Annotated in this window: 18 protein-coding genes; 9 read left to right on the top strand and 9 right to left on the bottom strand. The window is 44.8% G+C overall.

What is annotated here, in order from left to right; genetic code table 11:
- Positions 1-143 precede the first annotated feature (143 nt).
- From ACRRSW_RS13795 to ACRRSW_RS13765, 7 genes are all read left to right on the top strand, one after another.
- The gene (locus tag ACRRSW_RS13795; protein ID WP_432459620.1) at positions 144-767 is read left to right on the top strand and encodes a hypothetical protein; all 624 of its coding nucleotides are present in this window, start codon (positions 144-146) and stop codon (positions 765-767) included.
- A 501-nt stretch (positions 768-1268) separates the two neighbouring features.
- Entirely contained in the window at positions 1269-1484 is a 216-nt protein-coding gene (locus ACRRSW_RS13790; RefSeq protein ID WP_432459619.1) for a hypothetical protein, read from the top strand.
- Between the two features lie 552 nt (positions 1485-2036).
- The gene (locus ACRRSW_RS13785; RefSeq protein WP_432459618.1) at positions 2037-3821 is read left to right on the top strand and encodes an ABC transporter substrate-binding protein; all 1785 of its coding nucleotides are present in this window, start codon (positions 2037-2039) and stop codon (positions 3819-3821) included.
- Between the two features lie 81 nt (positions 3822-3902).
- Positions 3903-4841, top strand: a complete 939-nt coding sequence (locus ACRRSW_RS13780) for an ABC transporter permease (protein WP_432452643.1) — start codon at positions 3903-3905, stop codon at positions 4839-4841.
- Positions 4842-4867: 26 nt separating this feature from the next.
- On the top strand, positions 4868-5944 hold the full coding sequence (locus ACRRSW_RS13775; protein WP_432452644.1) for an ABC transporter permease: 1077 nt from the start codon (positions 4868-4870) through the stop codon (positions 5942-5944).
- Between the two features lie 14 nt (positions 5945-5958).
- Complete coding sequence (locus ACRRSW_RS13770) at positions 5959-7659, top strand: ABC transporter ATP-binding protein (RefSeq protein WP_432452645.1); 1701 nt, start codon at positions 5959-5961, stop codon at positions 7657-7659.
- A gap of 186 nt (positions 7660-7845) precedes the next feature.
- Positions 7846-9006 carry a PQQ-dependent sugar dehydrogenase gene (locus ACRRSW_RS13765; protein WP_432452646.1) on the top strand — a complete coding sequence of 387 codons (1161 nt, stop codon included), beginning with the start codon at positions 7846-7848 and terminating at the stop codon, positions 9004-9006.
- A gap of 194 nt (positions 9007-9200) precedes the next feature.
- Here ACRRSW_RS13765 and ACRRSW_RS13760 read toward each other — a convergent pair whose 3' ends face one another.
- On the bottom strand, positions 9201-11291 hold the full coding sequence (locus tag ACRRSW_RS13760; protein ID WP_432452647.1) for an RICIN domain-containing protein: 2091 nt from the start codon (positions 11289-11291) through the stop codon (positions 9201-9203).
- 849 nt (positions 11292-12140) lie between these two features.
- Entirely contained in the window at positions 12141-12266 is a 126-nt protein-coding gene (locus ACRRSW_RS13755) for a hypothetical protein (RefSeq protein WP_432452648.1), read from the bottom strand.
- A gap of 250 nt (positions 12267-12516) precedes the next feature.
- Between ACRRSW_RS13755 and ACRRSW_RS13750 the strand changes: the two genes are divergently transcribed.
- A complete protein-coding gene (locus ACRRSW_RS13750; RefSeq protein ID WP_432452649.1) occupies positions 12517-13290 on the top strand; it encodes a substrate-binding periplasmic protein in 774 nt (257 codons plus the stop codon).
- A gap of 80 nt (positions 13291-13370) precedes the next feature.
- On the opposite strand, the gene narL is transcribed toward ACRRSW_RS13750, so the two are convergent.
- From narL to cobA, 7 genes are all read right to left on the bottom strand, one after another.
- Complete coding sequence (gene narL, locus ACRRSW_RS13745) at positions 13371-14018, bottom strand: two-component system response regulator NarL (protein WP_432452650.1); 648 nt, start codon at positions 14016-14018, stop codon at positions 13371-13373.
- Positions 14019-14067: 49 nt separating this feature from the next.
- Positions 14068-15867 (bottom strand): type IV pili methyl-accepting chemotaxis transducer N-terminal domain-containing protein, encoded by a 1800-nt coding sequence (locus ACRRSW_RS13740; protein ID WP_432452651.1) that lies wholly within the window; start codon positions 15865-15867, stop codon positions 14068-14070.
- Between the two features lie 20 nt (positions 15868-15887).
- A complete protein-coding gene (locus ACRRSW_RS13735) occupies positions 15888-17660 on the bottom strand; it encodes a protein kinase domain-containing protein (protein ID WP_432452652.1) in 1773 nt (590 codons plus the stop codon).
- 88 nt (positions 17661-17748) lie between these two features.
- Positions 17749-19218, bottom strand: a complete 1470-nt coding sequence (locus ACRRSW_RS13730; protein WP_432452653.1) for a NarK family nitrate/nitrite MFS transporter — start codon at positions 19216-19218, stop codon at positions 17749-17751.
- 105 nt (positions 19219-19323) lie between these two features.
- Positions 19324-19650: a nitrite reductase small subunit NirD gene (gene nirD / locus ACRRSW_RS13725; RefSeq protein ID WP_432452654.1), complete on the bottom strand. Its 327-nt coding sequence runs from the start codon at positions 19648-19650 to the stop codon at positions 19324-19326.
- 27 nt (positions 19651-19677) lie between these two features.
- The gene (nirB, locus tag ACRRSW_RS13720) at positions 19678-22218 is read right to left on the bottom strand and encodes a nitrite reductase large subunit NirB (protein WP_432459617.1); all 2541 of its coding nucleotides are present in this window, start codon (positions 22216-22218) and stop codon (positions 19678-19680) included.
- A gap of 44 nt (positions 22219-22262) precedes the next feature.
- Entirely contained in the window at positions 22263-23072 is an 810-nt protein-coding gene (gene cobA, locus ACRRSW_RS13715; RefSeq protein WP_432452656.1) for a uroporphyrinogen-III C-methyltransferase, read from the bottom strand.
- A gap of 386 nt (positions 23073-23458) precedes the next feature.
- Between cobA and ACRRSW_RS13710 the strand changes: the two genes are divergently transcribed.
- On the top strand, positions 23459-25933 hold the full coding sequence (locus ACRRSW_RS13710) for a molybdopterin oxidoreductase family protein (protein ID WP_432459616.1): 2475 nt from the start codon (positions 23459-23461) through the stop codon (positions 25931-25933).
- Positions 25934-25960 lie beyond the last annotated feature (27 nt).

Below are 25960 nucleotides of genomic sequence, written 5' to 3'. Positions count from 1 at the left end.
CAACAAAGAAACAACAACAAAAAACAAGATACCCACTTCAAGGCTCAGTTAATGTAAATAACCGTAGGTTTTTATCATGGGTGTCTAAATTAATTTTTTTAAATTAAATTTTTATCAGAAGATGTTAATTACTTGGAGAAAATTTGAAAGGTCGAATATCAAGATTGACAATAGTAGATGTATGTCTTGAAGGTGTTGTATTGGCACAAAACGAATACTGTGATATGTCTGGCGGGGTCTGGGTTTGTTGGGCTCCTGAGTACTTTATAACAACAACTGTTGCGCGGTGTTTGCATCAAGCAAAAGGCAATAAGTATGTAACGATTGAAAACGGTGCATACGATGCTCTTGACTATGCTGGAGCTGTTGGTAAAGGTCTAATTCATAGAGATATACGATCCGGCGGACGTTTTGATCTTCTACTTTGGTGGGCAAAAGGAGCTCCTAGAGCCGTAATTGAAGTAAAGAACAGAGTATTTAATAAGACACAATATGAATCAGATTTAAAAAGAATTACTGGCGTTCTAAAACGAAAGAAGTTGCAGTCTTCAATGGAATTTGGTGCATTTACTTTTTACTCTGCTGCTGATGACTCGTCTACTAAAAGGTCGCATGAGATATTGGAACAACGAATTGAAACTATTCAGAATAACGCTCAAGTAATTGTTGGCGATGAGTTCAAAGCAACTTTATACATAAGAGACGTTGTGATTGAAGATGCAAGCGGTTGGTTTGCTGGGTGTATACTCGTAGAACATAAAATATAACAAGACATCCACCTCAAGGCTCCGTTAATGTAAATAACCGTAGGTTTTTATCATGGCTGTCTGAATTAAATTGAATTAACTTGAATTAACTGCTTTGAATTAACGGCTTGTGAATGTCGCTGGGTTAAATCGTAGGCTGTTAAATGACAATGGTTAAAGTAATTCTTAAATCACAACATGACGTAAAATTAGGTAGACATCCATGGCAACTCTTGAAATGACACGAGTTGCCTTAGCAGTCGTCTAAACCGCTATATTATTGGTCAGTTTCATTTGTCATGATTCTTCTGTTTTGGAAAGCATTGCAGCTAAGCGTGTCGAGCTAGTTTGTTGAAGCCCTCTGAAATACTGAATATCGCTACTGTCACTAGCAGAGTATTATGGCTAGGCATCAGAAGCATAAAGGATATGACTGTGAACATTGGATTTTCAGTATCAGATTTAACAAAGCGTAATTAATTTTACTCCAATGCGCTTACTCCATTGGGCATTAAGAAGATAGTGGCGTTTGATGGCGCGAGTGGTTTCGGAAAGAATGGAAAACCAGAGTTGTGGTTTGGGAAAGGTCGCCTACAACAGTCACCTATACATGTTGCTTTTACTGCTGATAGCCGAAAACAGCTTGAGCAATTTTATGAAGCGGCTTTGGCTTCTGGTGCTTTTGTTATCGATACTGATAAGTATAATATTGAGGCGGTACGCCGCAGCACTGAATAATGCCTTTCATTGGCTTGAGCTTGGGATGAAAATGGAAGGAAACTAATAGCTGGTTTAGTGTTTGGGTCTTTTGAGCCAGAAGGTGCTATCAGTAAGTGAGGCAGTTTATTTTGCTATGTGGATTTTTTTAAGCTTTTGTCTCAATGGAAAAAATTGCAGTTTGCAAGCGGTGAACATAAGTGGTTCTTAAGGTGGTTATCTATCGCGTTGCTTTCAATTGGAAACGTCCAACTTGGTGCGATTTGCAGGGTGTTGTGAGCCAATTCAGTGAAACACTCAACGGAACATGTCGAATTTGGGCGACTCGTCATAAATATGTCTAAACAAAAACCTTACAAGATATTGGCTGTATGGCGATAGCAAAGACCTATATAATACAACGTGTTGTATATACATGTACCGGTAGACTCGGACAAGGTGAGTGATGAGTCTGTTGGAAATGTAGCAAAACTGTATAAGTTAAAGAGTCTGTGAAAAGAAAAAAGGAGATGGCTTGTTATTTGCTATGTCATATCAATTAGTTACCTAACAACTTAATATGAAGAGGATCGAATGAAGAACAAACTCTATAAAATAGGCCTGCTCTCTGCGGCGATGCTAGCTTCTTGTTCGCTGTATGCTGGAGAAAGTAAAAGTACACTCAATGTTGCATTCGAACTTGCAGCAACGGGCTTTGACCCTGCGAAAGTTTCTGATATTTATTCCGGTAAAGTCATTGAAAATATTTACGACTCTTTACTCACCTATGACTACCTTGCTCGCCCGATTAAGCTTATTCCTAATACCATTGAAGCCTTACCAACTATTACGAATGACGGAAAAACCTATACTTTTAAAATAAAACCGGGGATCTATTTTGCAGATGACCCCGCGTTTAAAGGTAAAAAGAGAGAGCTGGTTGCTGCTGATTACGTTTATTCCTTGAAACGGATATTCGATAAAACCATTAATTCGCCACAGAGCTATCTGGTTGATGGCAAGTTTGTTGGTACCGATGAAATGGTCACCCAAACTGGTAATGGTGCGCTGAATTACGACACGCAGATTGAAGGTATTAAAGCGTTAGATAAATATACCTTACAATTGAACCTAACCAGCAAGAACTATAATTTTGCGACTATTTTGGCAATGCCCACTTTTGGCGCTGTTGCACGAGAAGTGATTGAAGCCAATGCCGCAAATACCAATGCGCATCCGGTTGGAACCGGTCCATACATGCTCACAGAGTGGAAACCGGGCAGTAAAATTATCCTAGACGCAAACCCAAATTTCCGTAAATCGGTGTTTAATTATCAGCCTGATCCGAGCGATCCAATTTCTGTTCGGGTTGCTCAAGAGATGCATGGTAAAACTTTGCCACAAATGCAGCACATCAACATTAGTATTATTGAAGAGGAACAACCCGCCTGGCTTGCTTTTTTAAATAATCAGCTTGATCTGAATATGATTCCCCAACCCGCGCTGAAAGAAGCGTTAGTGATGAATCCTAACGACCCGCTGGATGTGAAATTAGCACAAAAATATGTGGATGAAGGCATTACCCTGCAACGTAGTAAAATACTCGAAATTGTATTTTACTTCTTTAATATGGAAGATCCCGTTGTTGGCGGCTATACCCCGGCTAACATTGCATTACGCCGTGCAATTGCCATGGGTTTTCCGATTAATGAAACGATTGCCAGAATTCGTCGTGGGCAGGCGGTTCCTGTAGAATATGCGATCCCAGAAGGGGTTGCAGGCCATAATCCTAAAGTAAAAAGTTCAGTGAAATATAACCCAGCAAAAGCTAATGCATTATTGGATGCAGCGGGTTACAAAATCGGTGACGACGGTTACCGTACCCTACCGGATGGTTCGCCATTATCGGTTCGAATGGGAACCACCACTTCCGCTGTTGACCGCGAATGGAATGAATTTTGGCAGCAAGATTTTGATTCGCTTAAAATAAAACTCTCGTTCAAACCCGGTAAATGGCCTGAATTGTCAAAAGCCAACCGTGAAGGTAAATTGCAGATGTGGGGATTGGCATGGAGTGCCGACTACCCTGATGGCGAGAATTTCATGCAGATGTTTTATGGTCCCAATAAAGGTGATTCTAATTTTGCAGCGTTTAACTTACCCGCCTTTAATAAAGATTATGAGGAAGCGTTAAGCCTGCCAAATGGAGAGAAGCGACAGAAGCTTTATGACCATATGAATAAACTGGTTGTACAGTACCAGCCCTACATTTTTGGCGACACCCGGGTACGTAGCTATGTGTCACACAAAAATGTTCATGGCTATAAAACCCATCCTATTATGCAAGCTCCTTGGCGTTACATAGAAGTAGACAAATAACCGCTCTATTTCATCTGTATTATTCAATACAACTCACCATGAGGTGCGTTGTATTGATGTTTTTTTGCTCGAGGAGACTGCATGCTTTCTTATGTTATTCGCCGCAGCTGGCAAATGATCCCCACCTTGCTTGGGGTGATGTTGCTACTGTTTACACTGTATACCTTGGTTGGCGGTGATCCATCTTATATTTTGGCAGGGAAAAGCCTGAGTAATGAGATGCTGGCCAGCATTCATGCTCAATTAGGCTTGGATAAAAGTCTGCCTGAACAGTTCTGGATTTTTGTGAAACAAGTGATCAGTATGGACTTTGGCACCTCTTGGTCAACCCAACAGCCTGTCTCTGAGATCATCAATAGTCGTATTGGTCCATCGGTGATGCTGTTGTTGACTTGGCAAATGTGTTCACTGTTTTTCTCACTGCTGTTTGCCGCATCTGTCGCTTACTACAACGGCAGCGCTTATGACCGTACTGTGACTATTATTTCAACGGTTGCAATGTCGATCAGTATCTTGGTGTATATCATCGCCGGGCAATACTTTCTTGCCTATAAAATGCAATGGTTTCCAGTGTTCGGCTGGGGCAATGATATGTGGCAAAACTTCCTGATTTATATACCGCTACCGCTATTGATTGGGGTTGCCGTGAGCATTGCACCAGACACGCGCTTTTATCGTACCTGTTTTGTTGAAGAGATGAACAACGATTACGTTCGTACTGCGAGAGCAAAGGGTTTGTCGGAGAGAACCGTTGTTTTAAAACATGTGATGCGTAATGCACTGATTCCGATTGTTACGGGAGTGATGTCTTCCTTACCTTATATGATCACTGGGTCGGTGTTGATCGAACGGTTTTTTGGTATCCCCGGTTTAGGCAACGAAATACTAAGAGCAGTTAATGCCAGTGATTTTCCTGTGATTAAAGCCATTACCATCTATCTCGTGATTACCATTATGATTTTTAATCTGCTTGCGGACTTGATTTATAAGCTGGTCGATCCACGCGTGCAATTAAATTAGGAATGTAAGGTAGGGAAGAATAGACCGTGAAATATCAAACTAACGATGTTGCTATCGAACTAGAAAATGTGGTGCAACAAGAAGATGCCCATACCCGAAGTTTATGGACGCTCGGCTGGCAACGGCTAAAAAACGACAAAGTCGGTTATATTAGCTTGATGATTGTCAGTTTATACTTATTGTTATCACTCGCTGGATGGATGAATCTTGCGGGTGAAAACTGGCGCGAAGAAATTGCATTACCCCATGCACCGCCAAGTTTTGCGACTTGGGAAGCGCGTGGCGCTGAAGTCAAAGCTGTTAGTTATTCGGAATCTCCGAGCGCCCAAAATGAGATTGCCGATGCTGCCGACGACCCTTTGGCGGCATTGATGGCGGAAGCCAGTTCGAATGCCGAGCAATATGAAACCGAAACCATAGAAAAAGCCCATTCTCTTATCTTAGGGGCGGATGGTCGTGGACGCGACATTTTACAAAAAACCATTAAAGGAACTTCAGTGTCGGTGACTGTGGCGCTGTTTGGCTCTTTTTGCGCGATTATTATTGGTACTATTTTAGGCGCGATTGCGGGTTATTTCGGTAAGTGGGTTGATGATCTGCTGATGTGGTTTTACAGCATCTTTACTTCCATTCCCGAGATGTTATTGCTGTTATCTTTTGCGGTGGTGTTTTCTCGAGGCATTGATACCTTGATCATCATCTTTGCCGTGACTTCATGGACATCGGTATTTCGTGTGATGCGAGCCGAGTTTATGAAACATAAGCATCGTGAGTATGTGCAAGCCGCGGATGCCATTGGTGCGGGCCATGTTCGCAAGATGTTTTTGCATATTCTTCCCAATGTGAGTCACTTGTTATTGGTGCAGTTTTCCATTCTCACGGTGGGGATGATCAAATCGGAAGTGGTACTTTCCTTCCTTGGATTTGGGGTTGATATCACCCAAACCAGTTGGGGGGCGATGTTAGCGGAGGTGCCAGCAGAGTTGATACAAGGTTATTGGTGGCAAATGATTACCGTTACTGTATTTATGTCGATTCTGGTGACTGCATTTAGCTTATTGACCGATAGCTTGCGTGACGCATTAGACCCTAAAGTGAAGTAACGGTGGAGAATATAATGGACAGTTCCTTACTCAATGTTAAAAACTTAAGCGTTGATTTTAGATTGGAAGATGGTCGTCTATTTCACGCCCTAAAAAGGGTTAATTTCGAGATCCCAAGAAATATGACCGTTGCGCTGGTTGGTGAATCAGGGTCTGGAAAATCAGTGACTTCAATGGCGCTTATGGGATTATTACCAAGTTCTAATACCTTAATTTCTTCTGAAAGTGAGATAGAATTTGATGGCAGCGACGTGTTAAGCATGTCGAAAAAATCTTTACGTAAATTACGCGGTGGCGATGTTGCGATGATTTTTCAGGAGCCGATGAGCTCGCTCAATCCAGTGTTCACCATTGGTAACCAAATCATTGAAACCTTGTTGCAACACAAAGACATTAGCAAAAAGTCCGCGAAGCGCAAAGCGATTGATTTGTTGACCGAAGTGGGCTTGCCCGATCCGGAAAATCGTATTCATGCTTATCCACATGAATTATCGGGTGGCCAGCAACAACGGGTTATGATCGCGATGGCGATTGCCTGTGAACCCAAGCTGTTGATCGCCGACGAACCAACCACGGCGCTGGATGTGACGATTCAGAAACAGATTCTGGATCTGTTGGCCAAAATGCAAAAAAAGCACAAGATGTCGGTGTTATTTATCACCCATGATCTTGGCGTGGTCGCTGAATTTGCCGATCAAGTGATTGTGATGCGCCATGGTGTGATTTGCGAGCAAGGAGACATTAAGTCTATTTTTACGCAACCGCAGCACCCATACACCAAGGCCCTTTTGAACTGTCGTCCAACACTTGACTATAGACCCGAGCGACTGGCTGTGATTGATGATTTCCTGCAAGACGAGCCCTATCAGCTTCCCTCAGAGCGAGCCCGAGGATATCAGGAAACGGGAGAGGTAGTGCTTGAGGTGAATAACCTATGTAAGTACTTTAATATTAAGACAGGATTGTTTCATCGCAAGCAATTAAAAGCTGTGGATGGGGTGTCCTTTCAATTACAACGTGGTAAAACCTTAGGCATCGTAGGAGAGTCTGGTTCGGGTAAATCTACCGTGGGTCATACCATTATGCGTCTGCTTAATGCGACGTCTGGGGATGCTTTTTTTAAGGGAGAAGAAATTCTGGGAATGTCCGATGAGGCGTTTAAACCGCTGAAACGCCGGGTACAGATTATTTTCCAAAATCCTTACGCTTCTCTAAATCCGAGATTCACGGTCGGCCAAATATTGATGGAACCGATGTTACTGCATGGGATTGGTCAGGATAAAGCAGACCGTAGACAAATGGCTGAATCACTTTTAGAGCGGGTGAGTCTGCCCAAAAGTGCATTTAACAAGTATCCCCATGAATTTTCTGGAGGTCAACGTCAACGGATTGCGATAGCCCGCTGTTTAACCTTGAAACCCGATGTGCTGATTTGCGATGAATCGGTTTCCGCCCTCGATGTGTCAGTTCAGTCGCAGGTCTTGAATTTACTCCAAGACTTACAAGACGAGTTCCAAATTTCTTATTTGTTTATTTCTCATGACTTGTCGGTGGTTAAACACATCTCCGATCAAATTATGGTGATGCAACAAGGGAAAGTTGTTGAGATTGGTGATTCAGACCGTATTTATGCCGATCCACAACATGAATACACCCGAAAATTAATTTCTGCGATACCTAAAGACCCAATGAGAGAGGCGGCTTTATTTGCGTAGCCGCCACTTCTTAACCAAAATAAGCCTCCTTAGGTTAACGCGGGGCGGCTTGTTTTAAGGGCAATGCGGGCTGATTATTGGGAGGATGGTTCAAGGACTTGTCACTATTTGAGTTTTGCGTTAGATCTATGATCAAGCGACATATTCAAATTGCTTAGTGGGCGCCACTTTTATAGGAGGTGTGTTATGCCAAACTCATCCGTATTTAGTCAGTTGTTTAAAGTTATGCTTTGTTTGTTATGGGCCGTTACATGGTGCGTTTCGGCGGCTCAAAAACTGCAACTACAGGCCAGCAAAGACTATACACTGCAAGTGGAAAAGCTGGTTCAGCTGCCCGGTACGCCCTGGGCAATGGCTTGGTTAAACTCGTCGACCTTACTGGTTACCTTACGTCATGGTGAGTTACTCAGTGTCGATCTCACTAAAACCCAGGCTGGTCAGCAAGCGTGGCAAAAAATATCGGGCTTGCCCGCCATTTGGGCGCAAGGTCAAGGTGGCTTACTAGATGTGGTTAAAGGCCCCGACGGCTGGTTTTACTTTACCTACAGCAAACCAAAAAACAATAGCGGGGTCACCAGCTTAGCCAAAGCCAAGATTGTGATAAATGACTTTGGCCAAGTGCAGATGATTAACTGGCAGGATTTGTTGGTCACTGATTCTGTGAGCGCTACCAATCGCCATTATGGTAGCCGTATCGCATTTGATCCCCAGCAACATATTTACTTCTCTATTGGCGATCGCGGAAACAGAGATAACGGGCAAAATACTCTGAACCACGCCGCGACTATATTGCGCTTGAACCTCGATGGTAGCGTGCCGAGCAATAATCCATTTGTGGCGAACAGCAAAGTCGACGACGCCATTTATAGTTATGGTCATCGCAATCCGCAAGGCTTGGCTTTTGACCGAAAGTTCAATCGCTTGTGGGCAATAGAACACGGCCCTCGTGGTGGCGATGAGCTTAATTTAATTGAAGCAGGAGGGAATTACGGCTGGCCGCTTACCTCGCATGGTCAAGAGTATTGGGGGCCGCTCAAGGTGGGCGAGGCTGAAACCCTACCGGGTATAAATTCGCCCCTTAAAGTGTATATTCCCTCTATTGCACCCGGTTCGTTACTCAGTTATACAGGCGCCGCCTTTCCAGCCTGGCAAGGAGATTTATTCAGTGGGGCGTTAAAACTGCAACATCTGAATCGCATCATTATGAACCAACAGGGCATGCCTGTAGGAGAAGAGCGTTTATTTGAAGACTTGGGCGAGCGAATTAGAGCCTTAACGGTGGATCCACAAGGTTATCTTTACTTCACCGCTGATAGTGGCAATTTATACAAAATAAGTCCCAAGTAGTTGTTCTCGATAAGCATTCTAACTTGAGATCGCTGTTCGGAGCATTATCAAGGGAAGTTCTTTGTGTGTCTTGTTATGCACGCTTAAAGACTCGTTACGGGTGAGTCCGTCTCGAAGTCTGTTATCCAAGAAAGATAGAAAAAGGGGACAGCAATGTGTCCCCTTTAGATGAAGCCAGTGTTAAACGGTTATGCTTAGTTCGATTCGAAAGCACCGATATCGGGCGCTGAGCCGTTGTAGCTCAAACCAACATTGGTCCCTGCATCAATTAAATCACTGTCACTTTTCAGGTGGAAGAAATCAACCACTGGCAGGCTACCATCATCTTGACGGTCAGCCAGTAGGTCATCCACGTTCAAACTTACAAAGTCAGAAGAAGAGGTTGATACATTTTGCCAGCCGTTTTTACTGATGCTTGTTGATGCTGCGTCAAGTTTGTCACTACTGTCACCATCTAAAGAAATACTGTTTTTGATGGTGAGTTTTTTAAGTTGACGACTACTGCCATCACCTAAACCATAGTTGCGTGCATTCTTGTAGGATATCGCATTGTAGATGGTGACTTCACCACGGTTACTGTTTTGGTCGTAACCGTCAGCCGTGTTATCGGCAGAGATGGTGTTAATGTAAATGCCGTTGTGGGCAAGATCTTTATTGTCACTACCACCCGTTTTAAAACCGTTACCGTCGCCCACACCTTCTGAACCATTCTTTTGATAACCGTTTCGGATCATCCAAGAATATTCATGGGTTGTGGTGATGCTGCTGCCGTTGTCACGCAAGTATCCATCAAAACCATCATCTAAGTTCTGCCAAGCACGGCAGCCGTAGAAATAGTTACCGGTACCCACACCTAACTTCGCCGCAAAACCATCCGCATTTTCTAATGAAGAGTCTGCATTGTAGTAAGAGTCTGAATTTTTGATGAAGTTGTACGCAGCATTGCTGTCTATTTGTAAGCCAGTATCGGCATTTTCATAGAAAGCCATAAATTCAACTGTATTGTGCGATCCAGTCATATGCATACCGTTGTCACCGGCTTTTTTAATATCAAAGCCGTAGATGTGCCAGTAATCGGCTTTCATTTCGATACCGCGGTTTGAACCACTTTCAGACATTGCAGAAAAATCTAAGACGGGTCGGTTATCCCCTGGGTATGCACTGAGCACAATGGTTTTAGAGGAGGAGCCATCGTTGTCGATAATAATTGGCGAAGACGGTTTATAAGTGCCGCTACGGATGTAAATCACATCACCAGCGCTGGCTTTATCAATTGCACTTAATAGACTACTTAAGCTAGATACGACGGTTGCGCCGCTCACGGTACTCTTAATAAAAGAAGGGTAGCCGTTGGTTCTAGGCTCGCTGTTGGCTCCTGCATATTTGGCTGCGTCGGCCGTTGGGGCAGCAGCAGAACTGGACGAATCGCCGTTAGAGCCACCAGAAGATGAAGCTTTGGGAGTAGCACTAAACATCGATGAGTTCGAGTAGCCGCCATCACTGTTGGTATATTTAACCCAGAAGTAATAGGTTTTGCCGTTTTGTAGACCGGAAGCTGTGTAACTCAGGGTGCTTGGCGACACGCTGGCAATGCGAGTTCGACCAGAAGGATCACTGTCGGTATCTTGGTAAATTTGGTAATTTGAGTTGGTATTCGAGTCATTCCAACTTAATTTGACGATGCCATCTCCAGCCGAGCCATTGAGCACCACGCTTTCGGTCACCGCAGAGCCAGAACAACTGCTGGTTACAGGCTCTAGCCACCAACGTTGGGTATCGGTATTGCTGTCGTTTTCTTGGCGAACATTTGAACCGTTACTGGTACCGTTAGCACTTAAAGATAATGACGACTTTTTATTTACAATTTTGTAAGCACCTATGTAATCACCTGAGGTGGCTTGCTTGAGCTCCCATTGTTGATTATCGCCAAAATCATATGTTTCTTGTCGAACCGTTGCACCGTTGCTACTCGAGCTATCTTTAACGCTCGCCGCATAATCGGTGTTGGATGCTTGAATCGTCCAATAATGAGTGCTGGATTGGTAGTTTAAATAGAAGCGTTGCGAGTTTTTTCCTGCATTGTTTTCAATTGCTACATTTGCATTTTCTGAATCTGATTCTGCGGCAAGCAATAATTCAGAACCAACATTGACTATTTTATATATAGCACCGTCAACAGGTTGGTCTTTACAGTATTCTGCGGCTTGAATGTGTAGAGCTAAGGGAAACAGGCTGACACCTGTCACGAGGCTTGATATTATTTTTTTGGTTCGTAATCTATTCAAGTTTATATACTCCATGTATAAGTTCAATTGTGTAACCGAAGTTTTTATTTATAAGTGATGTTTTCGGTGTGAGTAATTTATCAAATACAAGCTTTTATTTTGAGATCTTGAACGCATATAAGAGTAAGTATGTGTGATTTATGCATGGTTTTTGATTATTTATAGTATGAAAATACTTATTATATAAATAGTGAGCAACCTTGTTTGCTCATATAAATGAAAGACAAAGTGAACGGGTTCATTTGAACACCAAGTGTGAGTTTTCATCTTACCTGTCAGGCGCATTATTTCATATAAAAATCAATATCTTATAATCGAGCTTGGTTGTTGGCGAAACTCGCTGGATAGATTCTTCCAGAAATTTTTTATACCTCACTTGGTGTTATGGCAGGTTGTTTGTGTTACCTCTTTATTTATTTCCTTACTAATTTCCAAGAGTTAATCTTTAAGTGATTGATTTATTGGTTTTATATTTTTTGAAATCAGTGGTCTTTTGTTTTTATTTTTTTTAAAACGTAACATCTTGCGCATAAATTATTAATTTTTATTCTTATTGGTTTTATAGAATATGGGTTAACCCTAAAGTGTTTAGACTATTTACTCTAACAACTGAGCGCGGAGGCGAACAGTATTTAACAACCCCCTTGATGAGTGGGCATTTATTAGTAGTCACTTTAAGTTATTTGCTTTTTATAGCTGTTTTGCTTGAGGCTTGGCTTTGATATGAGTGGATAAAGATTGTTTTATATTATTTCGTGTGATCTTAGTTTGTTTTATACAATAGCTGTCCATTAATACGTAGGGCCTTGGCTGTTTACGCTTTGTCGAAGGAGTCTCACTGTTTATTGTTCAATCAATGGTTGAAGCATCGATACGCGTCCCTAGAGTTTGTTGGCGCAGAGCCATCAGCTCAGCTCGCTTATATTTATCCGTGTAAGGCTCGGTTTCATCGATGAAAGCATGCTGCTGTTTCATCTCGCCATCATTGATCTTTAACTGCTTGCCAACCGTTTATTATCTTGTCTTTAGCTCTACCGTACACATTTTTAACTATTTTGTGCGGGTCTTATGGTTTTGGCTTAGAATTATATTTAGTTAAATGGGTCTGTAGTCTGATGATGGAATGGTTATTTTGATAAGTCTTCCCAGTGTGAAAAAGTGGCTGGTGACCCGATGCCCCAGTTTTTTCCGATAGCTTATTCGTTGTTTTGAATTAAGGGGGTTAATGAATATGACAAAATCTGTTTTCTTTTTTTTGCTGATGTGCTGGCTGACTTTACCTGTTTCTTTGTTGGCGCAAGCTCAGACTTTGCTTAGAGTTGCCTCCCCTGAGTTTCCGCCTTACGTCTATAAGCTTGAAAACGGAGAAGTTGGGGGAGTGGTCTCGGAAATCGTGGCCGAAGTATTTCAGAACATGGGCGTTGATTACAAGAATACCATCTATCCGTGGGCAAGAGCCTTGCGTATGCTCAAAGTTGGCCAAACGGATAGCCTTTATACGATTATGAAAAGCAAGGATAGAGAGGCGCTTTTTCATTACCCGGATGAACATCTCTTAGATGCCCAATGGGTGTTTTTTATCCGTAGAGCTGATGTTGGAAAACTTAAATTTGATTCTTTTGAAGATCTAAAGGGGAAACGAATTGGTTTAGTGATTGATGTTAGATACAGTGAAGCGCTCTGGGAATTTGTCAAAAAAGAAAATAATTATGAACTGGTCGCCGGGGAAGAATTAAATTTTAAAAAGTTGGTTGCAGGGCGGGTTGATTACATCATCAGCGATTATCTTACGGGAATGTTTTTAGCAAAGAAACGTGGTATTGAAAATAGTGTTGCAGCCCTTACTGCTAATCCCATCGACTCTACGCATTTCTATATCGCGTTTAATCAGCTAAATGTTGAGCGAACATTCGTGAAGCAGTTTTCTGATGAATTGAACAAATTTAAATCGGGTGCTCAGTATATGCAAATCCTGCAAAAATACAATATTCCCCAGTAAGCCTTTTGAGCGGAAATAGTGGGATCAAATTTGAGCTGCCAATCGAAATCTCGTTTAAGGTTTTAGTTTATTTCTGTTTTTTATAATTGCTGATCTTTCAGCCAAACCGCAGCTTCTAAGCGTGAGCGTAAGTTTAATTTCTTGAGTAAGTGTTTTACATGGACTTTCACGGTGGCATCAGTAATTCGTAGTTCTTGGGCAATCAGTTTGTTACTCATGCCTTTGGCGATCAGTATCAAAATTTGGGATTCTCGGCCAGTTAAGCTTTCCAGTAAGTTTTCATCTGGCTGTTGCTTGGGTTTGTGCCATGATTGGGCGAGAACTTTAGTCAGACGATCAGATAGGGCCAGCTTTCCCAATACCGCTTGTTTAATGTTTTCAACAATGTCTTCTGGTTCCATATCTTTGAGTAAGTAACCGTCGGCTCCATTTTCAATGGCGGCTAATACATCATCTTCGGCGTCAGATACAGTTAACATCACAATGCGAGCGGTGATGTGTTGTTCACGCATTAAACGAACGGTTTCTAAGCCATCCATACCTTGCATATTCAGGTCTAAAATAATTAAATCAGGATCATCGTGAAGTGCCCCGATGATGGCGTCCGAGCCATTGTTATACTCGCTCAGTACCACCAGATCATCTTCCATGGCAATCAGTTGCTGTAAGCCTTTACGAAATAGCGGGTGATCATCGACTAACATCACCGTTGCTGCATTTGTACTCACATTACACTCCTTGTCACAAGTTCATTCGGCTTAACGCTATTCAGGCAGATTAAGCATTTTTCTCGACTTTACTCAGATAATTTGGCAGGAAAGTTAGACCGACTTCGGTCCCCATCGTATCAGGGGAGCGGATGGTTAATTCGCCATGTAAGGAATGACAACGCTCCTGCATAATTTCTGTTCCATAATGGTTTAATTTTAGCGCCATCTCTTTGATACCAATTCCATTATCTTTGATCAACAATTCAATTGATTTATTTGACTTTTCAATCAACGATATGCTGACCAACGAGCCATGGGAGTGCTTGATGGCATTTTGTAAGGCTTCTTTGGTGATTTGTAAAATATGAATGGCTTCACTGGGCTCAAAAGGTACGTGCGTGCAGTCGTAGTCAAGGCGAATATCGATGTCACTGCGCTCTGCGAGGGTTTTGATGGTATCGGTCAGTGCTGCCTTTAAGCCACCATTGCCAATTTGCAAACGAAATGTCGTGAGCAGCTCGCGCAATTGTCGATAGGCTGAGCTGAGGCCTTCCTTAAGCTCTGCTACCGGTTTGCTCACCTGTTCTGGAACATCAACGTCTTGTAGGCCTTTTTCGATACGGGTGACTTGTATTTTTAAATAGGACAAGGATTGTGCTAATGAATCGTGCAGCTCGCGGGCGATGATCGACCGTTCGTCCAATAAGGCGATGCGTCGTTGTTGATTGAGTTGCTCGGTTAAGCTTAAGGCGATTGCGAATTGATCGACCAGGGAATGTAATAAATTCTGTTGCCAGTCTTCTAAGGGAGCACTGGGATCATCTGCTACGATAAGTTCGCCAAATTGGGTATTGTTCCGCTCGATGATAAAGGTGCTGATCGCTGTAGATTCAGAGTGCTGCTCTGGAGGGCTTTGGTGGTCAACAATAATATGTTGATAGGGCAACTGATAGTCATTGGCGAATAGTTTGAGCTCAATTTTTTTTCGTTCGCTCACTAAACATAATTCCTCAAGAATAGCGCGAAAAGCAAGCTGGCCGAGATGCGACTGATTTACCTGCTGAGCCACGTTATACAGAAAGGTTAAAATTTCATTGTTTCGACTCAACTGGATGGTTTTATTGTGGATCCGTTGTTCTAGGTCTCGATGGATTGCTTGAATACTGTCGTGAGCCTGATTGATGGTTTGCGACAACAGCCCCAATTCGTCTTCACGTTCAATATGACAGCGTTTACTCCAATCTCCCTTGGATGAGGCTTCGGCAACCGCAGTTAATGCCTTGAGTGGTTGTGCAATATGTCGATGAATCGAATACAAGGATAAACCAATCAGCAGCAAAGTAATCGACAGCATTACGGTTTGAATTATCTTCAGTAGAGCGAGGCGCTCTTCTAGTACTTGTTGATAGCCGTAAACCAGCTGGTCAATGTTCTCGACGAAGGATTCTAAGGTGGGCAAAAATCGCTCTAAGTCGAAATGTTGATCGGCATTGGCTAATTGCGGCTTGATCACGGTTTGCCAGCTGTGACGAATGGCTTGGTATTCTTGTTGTAGTTCGATTTCGTTAAAACGTATGAAATCCTTTTTAAGGACCGGGTCGCTAAATAAGGTTTCGAAACGTTGGATCAGAGCTTGTACTTTTTGCTGGTTTTGTTGATTGGGCGACTTTTGTAAGGTGGCGGCTTGGGTCGTGATCCGGTAGCTCATCATGCGCAGCGAGCCCGAGAGGTTGATGGCTTTTCCGTCATTCTCGCTGATTTGAGACATATACATCGAAGAAAAAATGCTGATGAATGCCATTAAAATCACGCTAATCATCATCGACGTAATTCGAAGTACAACGGAGCGACCAAATTTATGAAACACTAATGCAACCATAGCAATGTTTATTGTATTCTCTGTGATAAAAGTAAAAGCCCTTCGATAAGCGAGAGCACACTAGCGAATAAGGCCAGACATTTCCAAAACAATAACGGATTTCGTTTTAATAAAGGTCTATTTTCTGTTCGTTTAGATAGTGCCATATTAGGGCTATAAATATCAGTGATAAAATCCCCCAAGGCAGAGTAGCGCTGATTTGGCTGAGGAGAAGTGGCTTTTGCAAACGCTAAATCCACCCATAAGGGGATATCAGAACGGCTCTGTTGCATTGGCCGATAGGCCCATTTTATTTGTCTAGCATGTTGGATATTTTGTTGTGATGAGCTTTTAAAAGGCAGTTTCCCACATAACATTTCATAGCCGATCACGGCGACGGAAAATAGATCCGAGTAAATTGTGGCTTGGCCTGTATTTATGTATTCTGGTGCGGTGTAATTCACCGAACCCAAGGGGAGCGCTTGGTTTACTTCAGGCAAGGCTTCCAAGGCGCCTTTAACCTCGACCGTGCCAAAATCGATAATTTTTACCAAATTGCCGGGCATCAGCATAATGTTTTCTGGTTTTAGATCTCGATGAACCATATCGGCGCGCTGCAAAACCCGTAAAGCAGCAATCACTTCTTTCAATATTTCTCTGACGGTTTTTAAGGACGGACAAGGGTTATCAAGCATCCACTGGCGTAGCGTCACCCCTTCGATATATTCACAGATTTGGTAGAGATAGTCGCTGGTTGCGGGGCAAGGATACATCTTCATGATGCGAGGGTTTTGCAGTTGAGAAGCAATCCAATACTCGTTGGCGAATCGCTGGAGGGTCGCGCGCTCGTCTTGTGCATTCAGTGAAGGGACTTTAATGACTCGTTTTTGATTGGCAATCTTATCCATTGCCAGGTACAGATGGCTTCGACTGCCTTCGTAGAGCACTTTCAGTACTTGAAAATGGTCGATAACATGCCCTTCGCCTAGTGCTGGTGGGATGTTTCTAGCTAGTAGTATTTGTTGGTGCTCTAACAGATCATATTTGGTTAAGTTGAGTATTTCAAAAGCAATGCAGCTGGTATTATCGCTGCTGCCTCGTTCCAGCGCCGCCTGACATATTTGCTCGCTGAGACGGGTTATTGGCAGTGACTGGCAAAGTAACTGCTGTAATTGGTCATCTGGAATAAATTCGTGAACCCCATCGGTGGTTAGCACAAATCGATCGCCTGCTTGAAGTAAACAGCTTTGATAGTCGATTTCTAGGTGCTCATCCATTCCCAAGGCGCGTGTTAATACTCCGTTTGTGCCACTGCCTATCCGTTGATGATCTCGAGTCAGCAAGGTTAGTTGCTGATCTCTATATCGATAAATTCGGCTATCTCCTACGTGAAATAGGTGGGCGGTATTTGATTTAAAAATAATGGCGCTGAATGTGGTGATCATGCCATTGTGTTGTAGATGGGGTTTTCCTTGTGAAAAGAGCCAATAATTTAGGGGATTGAGAATTTTCATCACCGCATGTTTCACACTCCAACTAACTGGTGTTGAATAGTAGTCGCTGACAAATTGAGTGACCGCAGTATGGCTCGCGCGCTGCCCTTGTTCACTGCAACTCACGCCATCAGCGATGCATCCAAGAATGCCCTTATAGGTGAGTTCATCGCTGCTTAATGGCGATTTGACGATAAATGCATCTTGGTTTTGATCGCGGCCCCCTTGGCAGGAGTGACCGGAAAAACTTATCCAATTCGCTCCTTCGGCGCCCAACATTCGCTGTATTCCTGACTCACTCTGGTTCATAAATTGGCTCGTAGATAAAAGCTCGATGGGTTTGCCATTCGAGCTTTGAGTGTTTTATATCAATCGCTTGGCGATGATGTCGCAATATTTAGTTGGAGACATCGATTAAAGTGACACTGCCATCATCGTTTACTTCAGCGATTTTACCGTTTGGCTCTTCCATAAACATTAGTGCGATAAAGCCGACGACCGCGGTACATGCGATGACATAAAAGAAAGTCTGATATTCCACAAACGAAAGAATGGTTAAATAGACTACCGCTCCCACATTACCATAAGCCCCGGTCATGCCAGCAATTTGTCCAGTCATACGACGTTTAATCAAGGGCACCGTGGCAAATACCGCGCCTTCACCAGCTTGTACGAAGAATGAGCACGCCATGGCAGCGGCAACGGCTAACCATAGAGGCCACTGGGCATTGACATTTCCCATCAGAAAATAACCCACTGCTAATCCGGCTGTTAAAATCAGCAGGGTAAGCTTGCGACCAAATTTATCGGAAATTAAGCCGCCGCCGGGTCGCGACATTAAATTCATGAAGGCATACGCTGAGGCAACCATCCCGGCGACCACTGGCGACAGTTCGAAGGTTTCAGAGAAAAATAATGGCAACATAGAAATCACCGCAAGCTCAGAACCAAAGGTGGCGAAGTACAGTAAGTTTAATACTGCCACTTGTTTAAATTTGTATTGATGGATCGCTTCAACAGGTTCCACAAATACCGATTTATTTACCTTCCATACCTGATGAGCATCGAGGACATAAAGCCCAATTAAACCCATATAGATTGAGTTGACGACCCATTGCTCTAGCATCCCCACACCACCCGGAGATAATTTCCATGCCAGTAAAGCAAGCACCGCATACATCGGTACTTTCATGGCGAGTAACAGGAAGAAATCACCTTTGGATGTCACTTCCATGGCCGACAGGTGTTTTGGTTTGAAATAGGTCGCCCCTTTAGGGGTATCGCTAACGTTAAAGAAGAATACAAACGAGAACAACAAACTCATTAAACCAGTAATGGCAATGGCATAACGCCAACCGTCATCTCCACCCAAAATTAGCGCTAGTGTTGGCAATGTAAACGCCGCAGCGGCAGAGCCGAAGTTCCCCCAGCCCCCATAAATACCTTCAGCCATCCCTAGTTGGTGGTGAGGAAACCACTCAGAAACAAGGCGGATCCCAATCACAAATCCAGCACCGATGAAGCCCAATAAGAAGCGAGCAATTGCCGCTTGAATAAATGAGTCGGCAAAAGCAAACATAAAGCAGGGGATGGAACAAATGGCTAATAGGGCCGAATAAACGATGCGAGGCCCAAATCGGTCAGTAAACATGCCTATCAGGACTCGGGCGGGGATGGTTAACGCCACATTTAGAATTAGTAAAGTTTTGACTTCTTCCGTTGATAATCCCAGCGAGACTTTTACCGCTTGCAGCAAAGGTGCAAAGTTAAACCAAACTACGAAAGTAATAAAAAATGCCATCCAGCTGAGATGGAGGGTTTTCATTTTTCCTTGAAAGGAAAGGAGTGAAATTTTTGTGCTATCCATAATATTTCCCTATATAACTAGTATTTTTTAGAACGCGACATCCCGCCCATAACTGAAGCCTGGGTAAGCTTGTTCAGTTTGTTACGGGGGATGAGGCTGTCTCGTCTATTGTTTGATTTCGATAGAACCTTGATTGATTCGAACTTGATAGGTGTGTAGTTGAATTTCTGGTTGTTCCAGACACTCTCCGGTGTGCAGATCAAAGTGCTGTTTGTATAGGGGGGACGCGACACACAGGCGATCGTTGATGGTGCCAATGATGCCGCGGGAAAGTACGTTAGCTTTCCCAAAGGGATCGAAGTTGGCAATCGCGTGTACACTGTTGGTTCGGTTGCTGAGAAAGATCGCAACCTGATTATCGCCAACTTTAGCGCATACACCGGTGTTGGGCGCAATATCTTCGCTCTTACAAATAGTGAGCCAGTTATCCATGGCATATTCTCCTCAGGGCTGGTGGTATTAGTTAACGGTGGCAACGTCAATTGCTAATTGGTTTATCTTGATATCAGGACATTTCTGCTGGCGAATACTGATAAAGCGCTGGTTTTCATCCCGCTCGTCGCTGTTAATGAAGTGATTAAAACGTTTTAATTTGTCGGGTGACTCAAGGGTGGTTTTCCATTCACACTGATATTGACTGATGGTGGCGGCCATGGCCTGTTCTAATTCGGCGTTCAGGCCGAGTTTATCTTCGATAATCACTTGCTTGAGGTAGTCGATGCCGCCTTCTAGATTTTCTAACCAGACAGAGGTTCTTTGGAGTCGATCGGCGGTGCGTATGTAGAACATCAACAGGCGATCGACATATTGGATCAGCGTGGCATCATCCAAATCAGTCGCAAAAAGATCAGCATGCCGGGGGCGCATGCCGCCGTTGCCGCAGACGTATAAATTCCAGCCTTGGTCTGTGGCGATGATGCCAATGTCTTTGGATTGTGCTTCGGCACATTCCCGGGTGCAACCCGAGACGGCAAATTTTAATTTATGCGGAGAGCGTAAGCCTTTATAACGGTTTTCCAGATCAATGGCGAAGCCCAGGCTATCTTGCACACCATAACGACACCAGCTGTTCCCCACGCAAGATTTAACCGTTCGTAAGGATTTGCCATAGGCATGACCCGTTTCAAAACCGGCATCCACTAGACGCTGCCAGATTTGCGGCAAGTCGTTGAGTTGAGCGCCAAATAAATCGATGCGCTGGCCACCGGTGATTTTGGTGTAAAGCTGAAACTCGCAGGCCACCTGACCAATGACAATTAGTTTTTCGGGAGTGATTTCTCCGCCAGGTATTCTTGGCACCACTGAATAGCTCCCGTCTTTTTGCATATTGCCCAGGTAGATATCGTTGGTATCCTGTAGCTCGATATGCTGATCCTGCAAAATATACTCATTCCAGTAGGAGGCGAGGATAGAGCCCGCCGTGGGTTTGCAGATCTCACAACCTAAGCCTGAACCGTAGCTTGTGAGCAATTGCTCAAAGGTTTTGATTTGATTGACCCGAATCAGATCACTCAGTTCCTGGCGAGAATAGGCGAAGTGTTCGCAAATGTGGTTGTTCACTTCAACTCCTGATTTTGCCAGTTCGCTGTCTAAGACTTGCTTGGCCAGCGCGCTGCAGCCGCCACATCCGGTGGAGGCATTGGTCATTTCTTTGAGCGCAGCCATCGAACTACAGCCTGCAGCAACCGCCTGTTTGATGTGGCCTTTGCTTACGTCGAAGCAGGAGCAAATCACCGCACTGTCGGGCAGCGCATCAACACCTAAGCCTGGCGACTGATCTTCGGCAACATTGGGCAGGATCAGTACCGATGGATTTTCCGGCAGTGCCAAATTATTTTGCTGTAGTTGTAAAATATTGCCGTAGGCTTGAGTATCGCCAACCAGCACTGCGCCAATAATTTTTTGTTTATCTGCCGAGACAATCAGTCGCTTGTAGACTTGTTCAATATCGTCTTTGTAGGTATAGGAGAGCGCCCCTTGCGTTGCGCCATGCACCTCGCCAATGCTGGCCACATCGATCCCCAGTAACTTCAATTTGGTGCTCATGTCGGCACCGGTAAATTCCATGGGCTCGCGCTGACCGAGCAGATGCTGGGCCGCCACCTTGGCCATTTGGTAGCCGGGTGCTACCAGACCAAAGATTCGCTGCTGCCATAGGGCACATTCGCCAATGGCGTAGATATCCTCGAAATTGGTTTGGCAGAAATTGTTAATCACGATACCGCCACGGGGACCAATCTGAATATCGGCATTTTTGGCCAAGCCATCTTGAGGACGGATCCCCGCGGAGAATACGATCATATCGGTTTCGAGATAAGAGCCATCGGCAAAATTCATGCGGTAGCGAGACTGTTCGCCGTCAACGATTTCGGTGGTGGCTTTATCGGTATGTACCTGCACGCCTAATGCTTCGATTTTATGGCGCAGCAAGTCGCCCCCATCCTGATCGAGTTGTACTGCCATCAAGCGCGGGGCAAATTCTACCACGTGAGTCTCTAATGCCAGATTTTTGATGGCATTGGCGGCTTCCAGCCCCAACAATCCACCGCCGATAATCACGCCGGACTTGCAGGACTGACTCGCCAAAGCGATGGCATCGAGGTCTTCGAGAGTACGATAGACATAACAATGCTCCCGATCATGACCGGGAATAGCCGGTACAAACGGATAGGAGCCGGTTGCCAATATCAGCTTGTCGTAGGACTCTTCGCGTCCCGAGGCGGTTTGGATAGTTTTATTGCCGGGGTGAATCGCAGTGACTTTTTCATTTAGCAGATAATTGACCCCGTGCTGTTGATAATAGCCTTCGCTGGTTAAGGCCAGATCCTCCGCAGATTTTCCGGAAAAATAGGCGGTTAACTGGACCCGGTCGTAAGCCAGGCGCGGTTCTTCCGAGAAGGTCAGGATCTCCAGATCTTCGGCTTGGCTTTGCAGCAGCAGATCAATAAATTTGTGACCAACCATTCCGTTGCCAACCACGATGATTTTTTGCTTATTCATGATGCAAATTCCTTTTTAATTAAATCGACTCATTGACCCGAGGTTTAGGCGATTAACGAGAGTTGTTGTGTTGCTGGGCTGGAAAACTGGAGAAGATGGTCTTGTTCCAGAGTTGCTAATTGCGAAGCAAGCGTCACCACTTTGCCAATTACAATCAGCGCAGGAGACTTTAGCTGATGTTTGCTGGCGAGGTTTTCCAAGCCATCTAATTGACCGATAAACTGTCTTTGTTTGGCGGTGCAGCCATTTTCAATGATGGCGACCGGCGTGGCCGGATCCATGTCGTAGCGCATTAATTGAGATTGGATCAGCCTGACTTTGCTTAATCCCATATAGATAACCAGGGTTTGCTTCAATTGTGCTAGCGCTTGCCAGTTCACATCGAGTGACTGTTCGGCATGCGCAGTTATAAAGCTGCAGCCTTGCGCAAGGCCTCGGTGGGTGAGGGGAATGTTGGCGTAAGTTGAGCAGCCAGAAGCAGCGGTAATGCCCGGCACCACATTCACTTGAATACCGTGTCTGGCAAGATAGAGCATTTCTTCACTGCCGCGGCCAAACACCAAAGCATCTCCGCCTTTGAGGCGACATACCCGGTAACCTCTTTGGGCATAATCGCGGAGAAGACGGTTGATTTGATCCTGCTGATAGCTGTGCTTGCCTTTGGCTTTGCCGACGCAGATTTGTTCTGCCCCAGCGGGGAACAGCGTTTGTATTTCCTGACTGACCAGCTTGTCATAGACAATCACATCGGCAGCCTGAATGGTTTTGAGTGCCTTTAGCGTCAGTAGCTCCGGATCGCCCGGGCCTGCGCCGACTAAAGAAACCACACCATAAAGTGATTGATTGACATGCATTGCGGCCACCACTGCGTTTTATAAAATTCATATTTCACTCAACGCAATATGAGTGCCAAGGCTAGCTATATGTTCGTTTTGCTTTATATTTATTGTTGTTTATCAATTATTTATATTATTTACTTTTGAATTTTCAGCTTTGAGTGTGAAGCTTGGGTTTTTCAAATAATAATGATTATGGGCATTTAAGGTGCGATGATTATTTATAATCGACCAAACTACAACTAAATAGGTAGATGGCAGGTCCTTATGCAGCTACCACTTTAGTGGTAGTTGTTAATTCAAGGTGCTGATTAAAAACATCTTTAATTTGTTTTTTGTTGTTTTCATTGATTTGGAATGGTATTTGCTCTAATTCTCTCTAATGTTGGTCTTTGAGGTTACTTATGAGAGACGTGGAAGGATGGATAAAAACCACCTGTGCCTATTGTGGTGTGGGTTGTGGTGTAGAGGCAAGAGTGCTCGCCAGTGGTCGTTTAGAGATCAGAGGAGACCAACAGCACCCGGCAAATTTTGGGAAATTGTGTACCAAGGGCATCGCGCTTGGCGATACGGTGATTCACGATGGGCGATTAATGTCGCCGCAACTGAAGCAGCCTGATGGCTTTGTGGACATCGACTGGGAGCATGCCTTAAATCGGGTTGCAGAGCAGTTTAGCCAAATCATTGGTGAGCACGGCCCCGATGCCGTGGCATTTTACGTCTCTGGGCAGCTATTAACTGAAGACTATTATGTGGCGAATAAACTGATCAAGGGTTTTCTGGGAACCGCAAATATCGATAGTAACTCCCGTTTATGTATGGCCTCGGCGGTGGTGGGGCAGAAACGGGCATTTGGCATGGATACGGTTGCGGTGTGCTATCAGGATATCGAGCAAGCCGAGCTGGTTATTTTAGTTGGGTCTAATCTGGCGTGGTGCCATCCGGTGTTATTTCAGCGATTAATTGTGGCGAAACAGAACAATGCAGCGCTTCAAGTCATTGTGATCGATCCCCGCAACAACGAATCTTGCGATATTGCCGATCTGCATCTTGCGATTGCACCGGGAAGCGATGTGGTACTGTTTAATCAATTATTGGCTTATCTGGCGGCGCAGGGTGAGCTTGATCAGGACTTTATTGCCCAACATACTCAGCACTTTGAGCAGGCTTATGCCTCGGCCAGCAGTGATGCTCAGGCGGTGCATGACATTGGCCTCAGTGAAGCCGAATGTCAGGCATTTTTTGAGGCTTTTGCTCGCACCGAGCGGGTGCTTACCATTTATTCTCAAGGGGTGAATCAGTCTTCGCAGGGCTCTGACAAAGTTAATAGTATTATTAACTGTCATTTAGCCACCGGGAAAATTGGTAAACCCGGCTGCGGGCCGTTTTCCATCACTGGCCAGCCCAATGCCATGGGGGGCAGGGAAGTTGGGGCTTTAGCCAATACCTTAGCCGCGCATATGGAGTTTAATCCGCTGGATATTGAGCGGGTTGCCAGCTTTTGGCAGGCCGAGCACATGGCCACCGAGCCGGGACTAAAAGCGCTGGATATGTTTGAGGCCATCGCTGCCGGCAAAATCAAAGCGCTGTGGATCATGGCGACCAATCCAGTGGTGAGTTTGCCCGATAGCAGTAAAATTAAACGGGCCCTTGAAAAATGCCCCTTTGTCGTCGTCTCCGATTGCATCGAAAAAACCGCAACGACGCAGTTTGCCGATGTATTACTGCCGGCGCAGGGCTGGAGTGAAAAGTCGGGAACGGTCACTAACTCGGAACGTCGGATCTCTCGCCAGCGGCGTTTATTAGCCAGCCCGGGGCAGGCCAAACCCGACTGGTGGATTATTTCACAGGTGGCGCAGAGGATGGGGTTTAAAGAACAATTTAGCTACGCCCATGAAGGGGCGGTATTTAAAGAGCATGCGGCGCTCACCGCGCTGGATAATCAAGGTTTTGCAAGAGACTTAAATCTGGCAGGTTTGAGTCATCTTAGCGGCAGCGAATACCAGCAGTTACTGCCGCAACAATGGCCGGTGTTGAAACAGCAACGCTCCGTGAGTCATCAGCGGCTGTTTGAAGATGGCAGGTTTTATACTCCCAATCGAAAAGCTAACTTTGTAGCGGTGACTTATCGCGCGCCATCAATTCAAGTCTGCGCAGATTTCCCGCTGATTTTGAATACCGGACGAACTCGCGATCATTGGCATACCATGACTCGAACCGGTTTGTCTGCGCGACTGGCCACACATATGCCAGAGCCTTATCTGCTGGTGCATCCCGATACGGCGAAAAAATATGCAGTAACACATGGGCTGTTGGCAAAAGTGAGTAATCGCCATGGCGATTGTATGAGCCGAGTGATTGAAACGACATCGATGCGGCGCGATGAAGTTTTTGTGCCGATCCACTGGAATGAACTGACCGCGTCGAACAGCAAGCCGGGGGGCTTGATTGACGCAAGAGCGGATCGCTTGTCGGGGCAGCCGGAGTTTAAATTTACGCCGGTTAAAATTGCCGACTGTCCGATGAGCAGCTTTGCGCTGTTGTTGGTTCGAGAGCCTGTCGAACTTGGCCAGATTGACTATTGGGTGAGACGAAAAACCACAGGTGCTTATCTGTATCAAATCGAGAGTCAACAAAGCCTGCAACGGCTCGATGAACGCATTCATCTTGCGCTCACGACAGCGCGCAGCAGAACCATTCAGGCGGCCAGCGCAAACCATCGGCTCTGCGCGGCAATCGATAACAACCAGCTTAGCTGGCTTTACCTGGCCGCCAATCAAGGGATCGCAGAACCCACCATGCAGCAGGTGATGGCATGGTTCGCCGAGGACAAGCCGCTGGCGGAGCTTGAGCAAGACATGATGGCACTGGCTCAATGAGTGGCCGCTGAAGCGCAGCGGTGTGCT

The organism is Agarivorans sp. QJM3NY_25 (assembly GCF_050870875.2).
In the GTDB taxonomy this organism is placed as follows: Bacteria; Pseudomonadota; Gammaproteobacteria; order Enterobacterales; family Celerinatantimonadaceae; genus Agarivorans.
The sequence above is the reverse complement of the archived record's forward strand: the minus strand, read 5'-3'. Positions and strand labels throughout refer to the sequence as shown.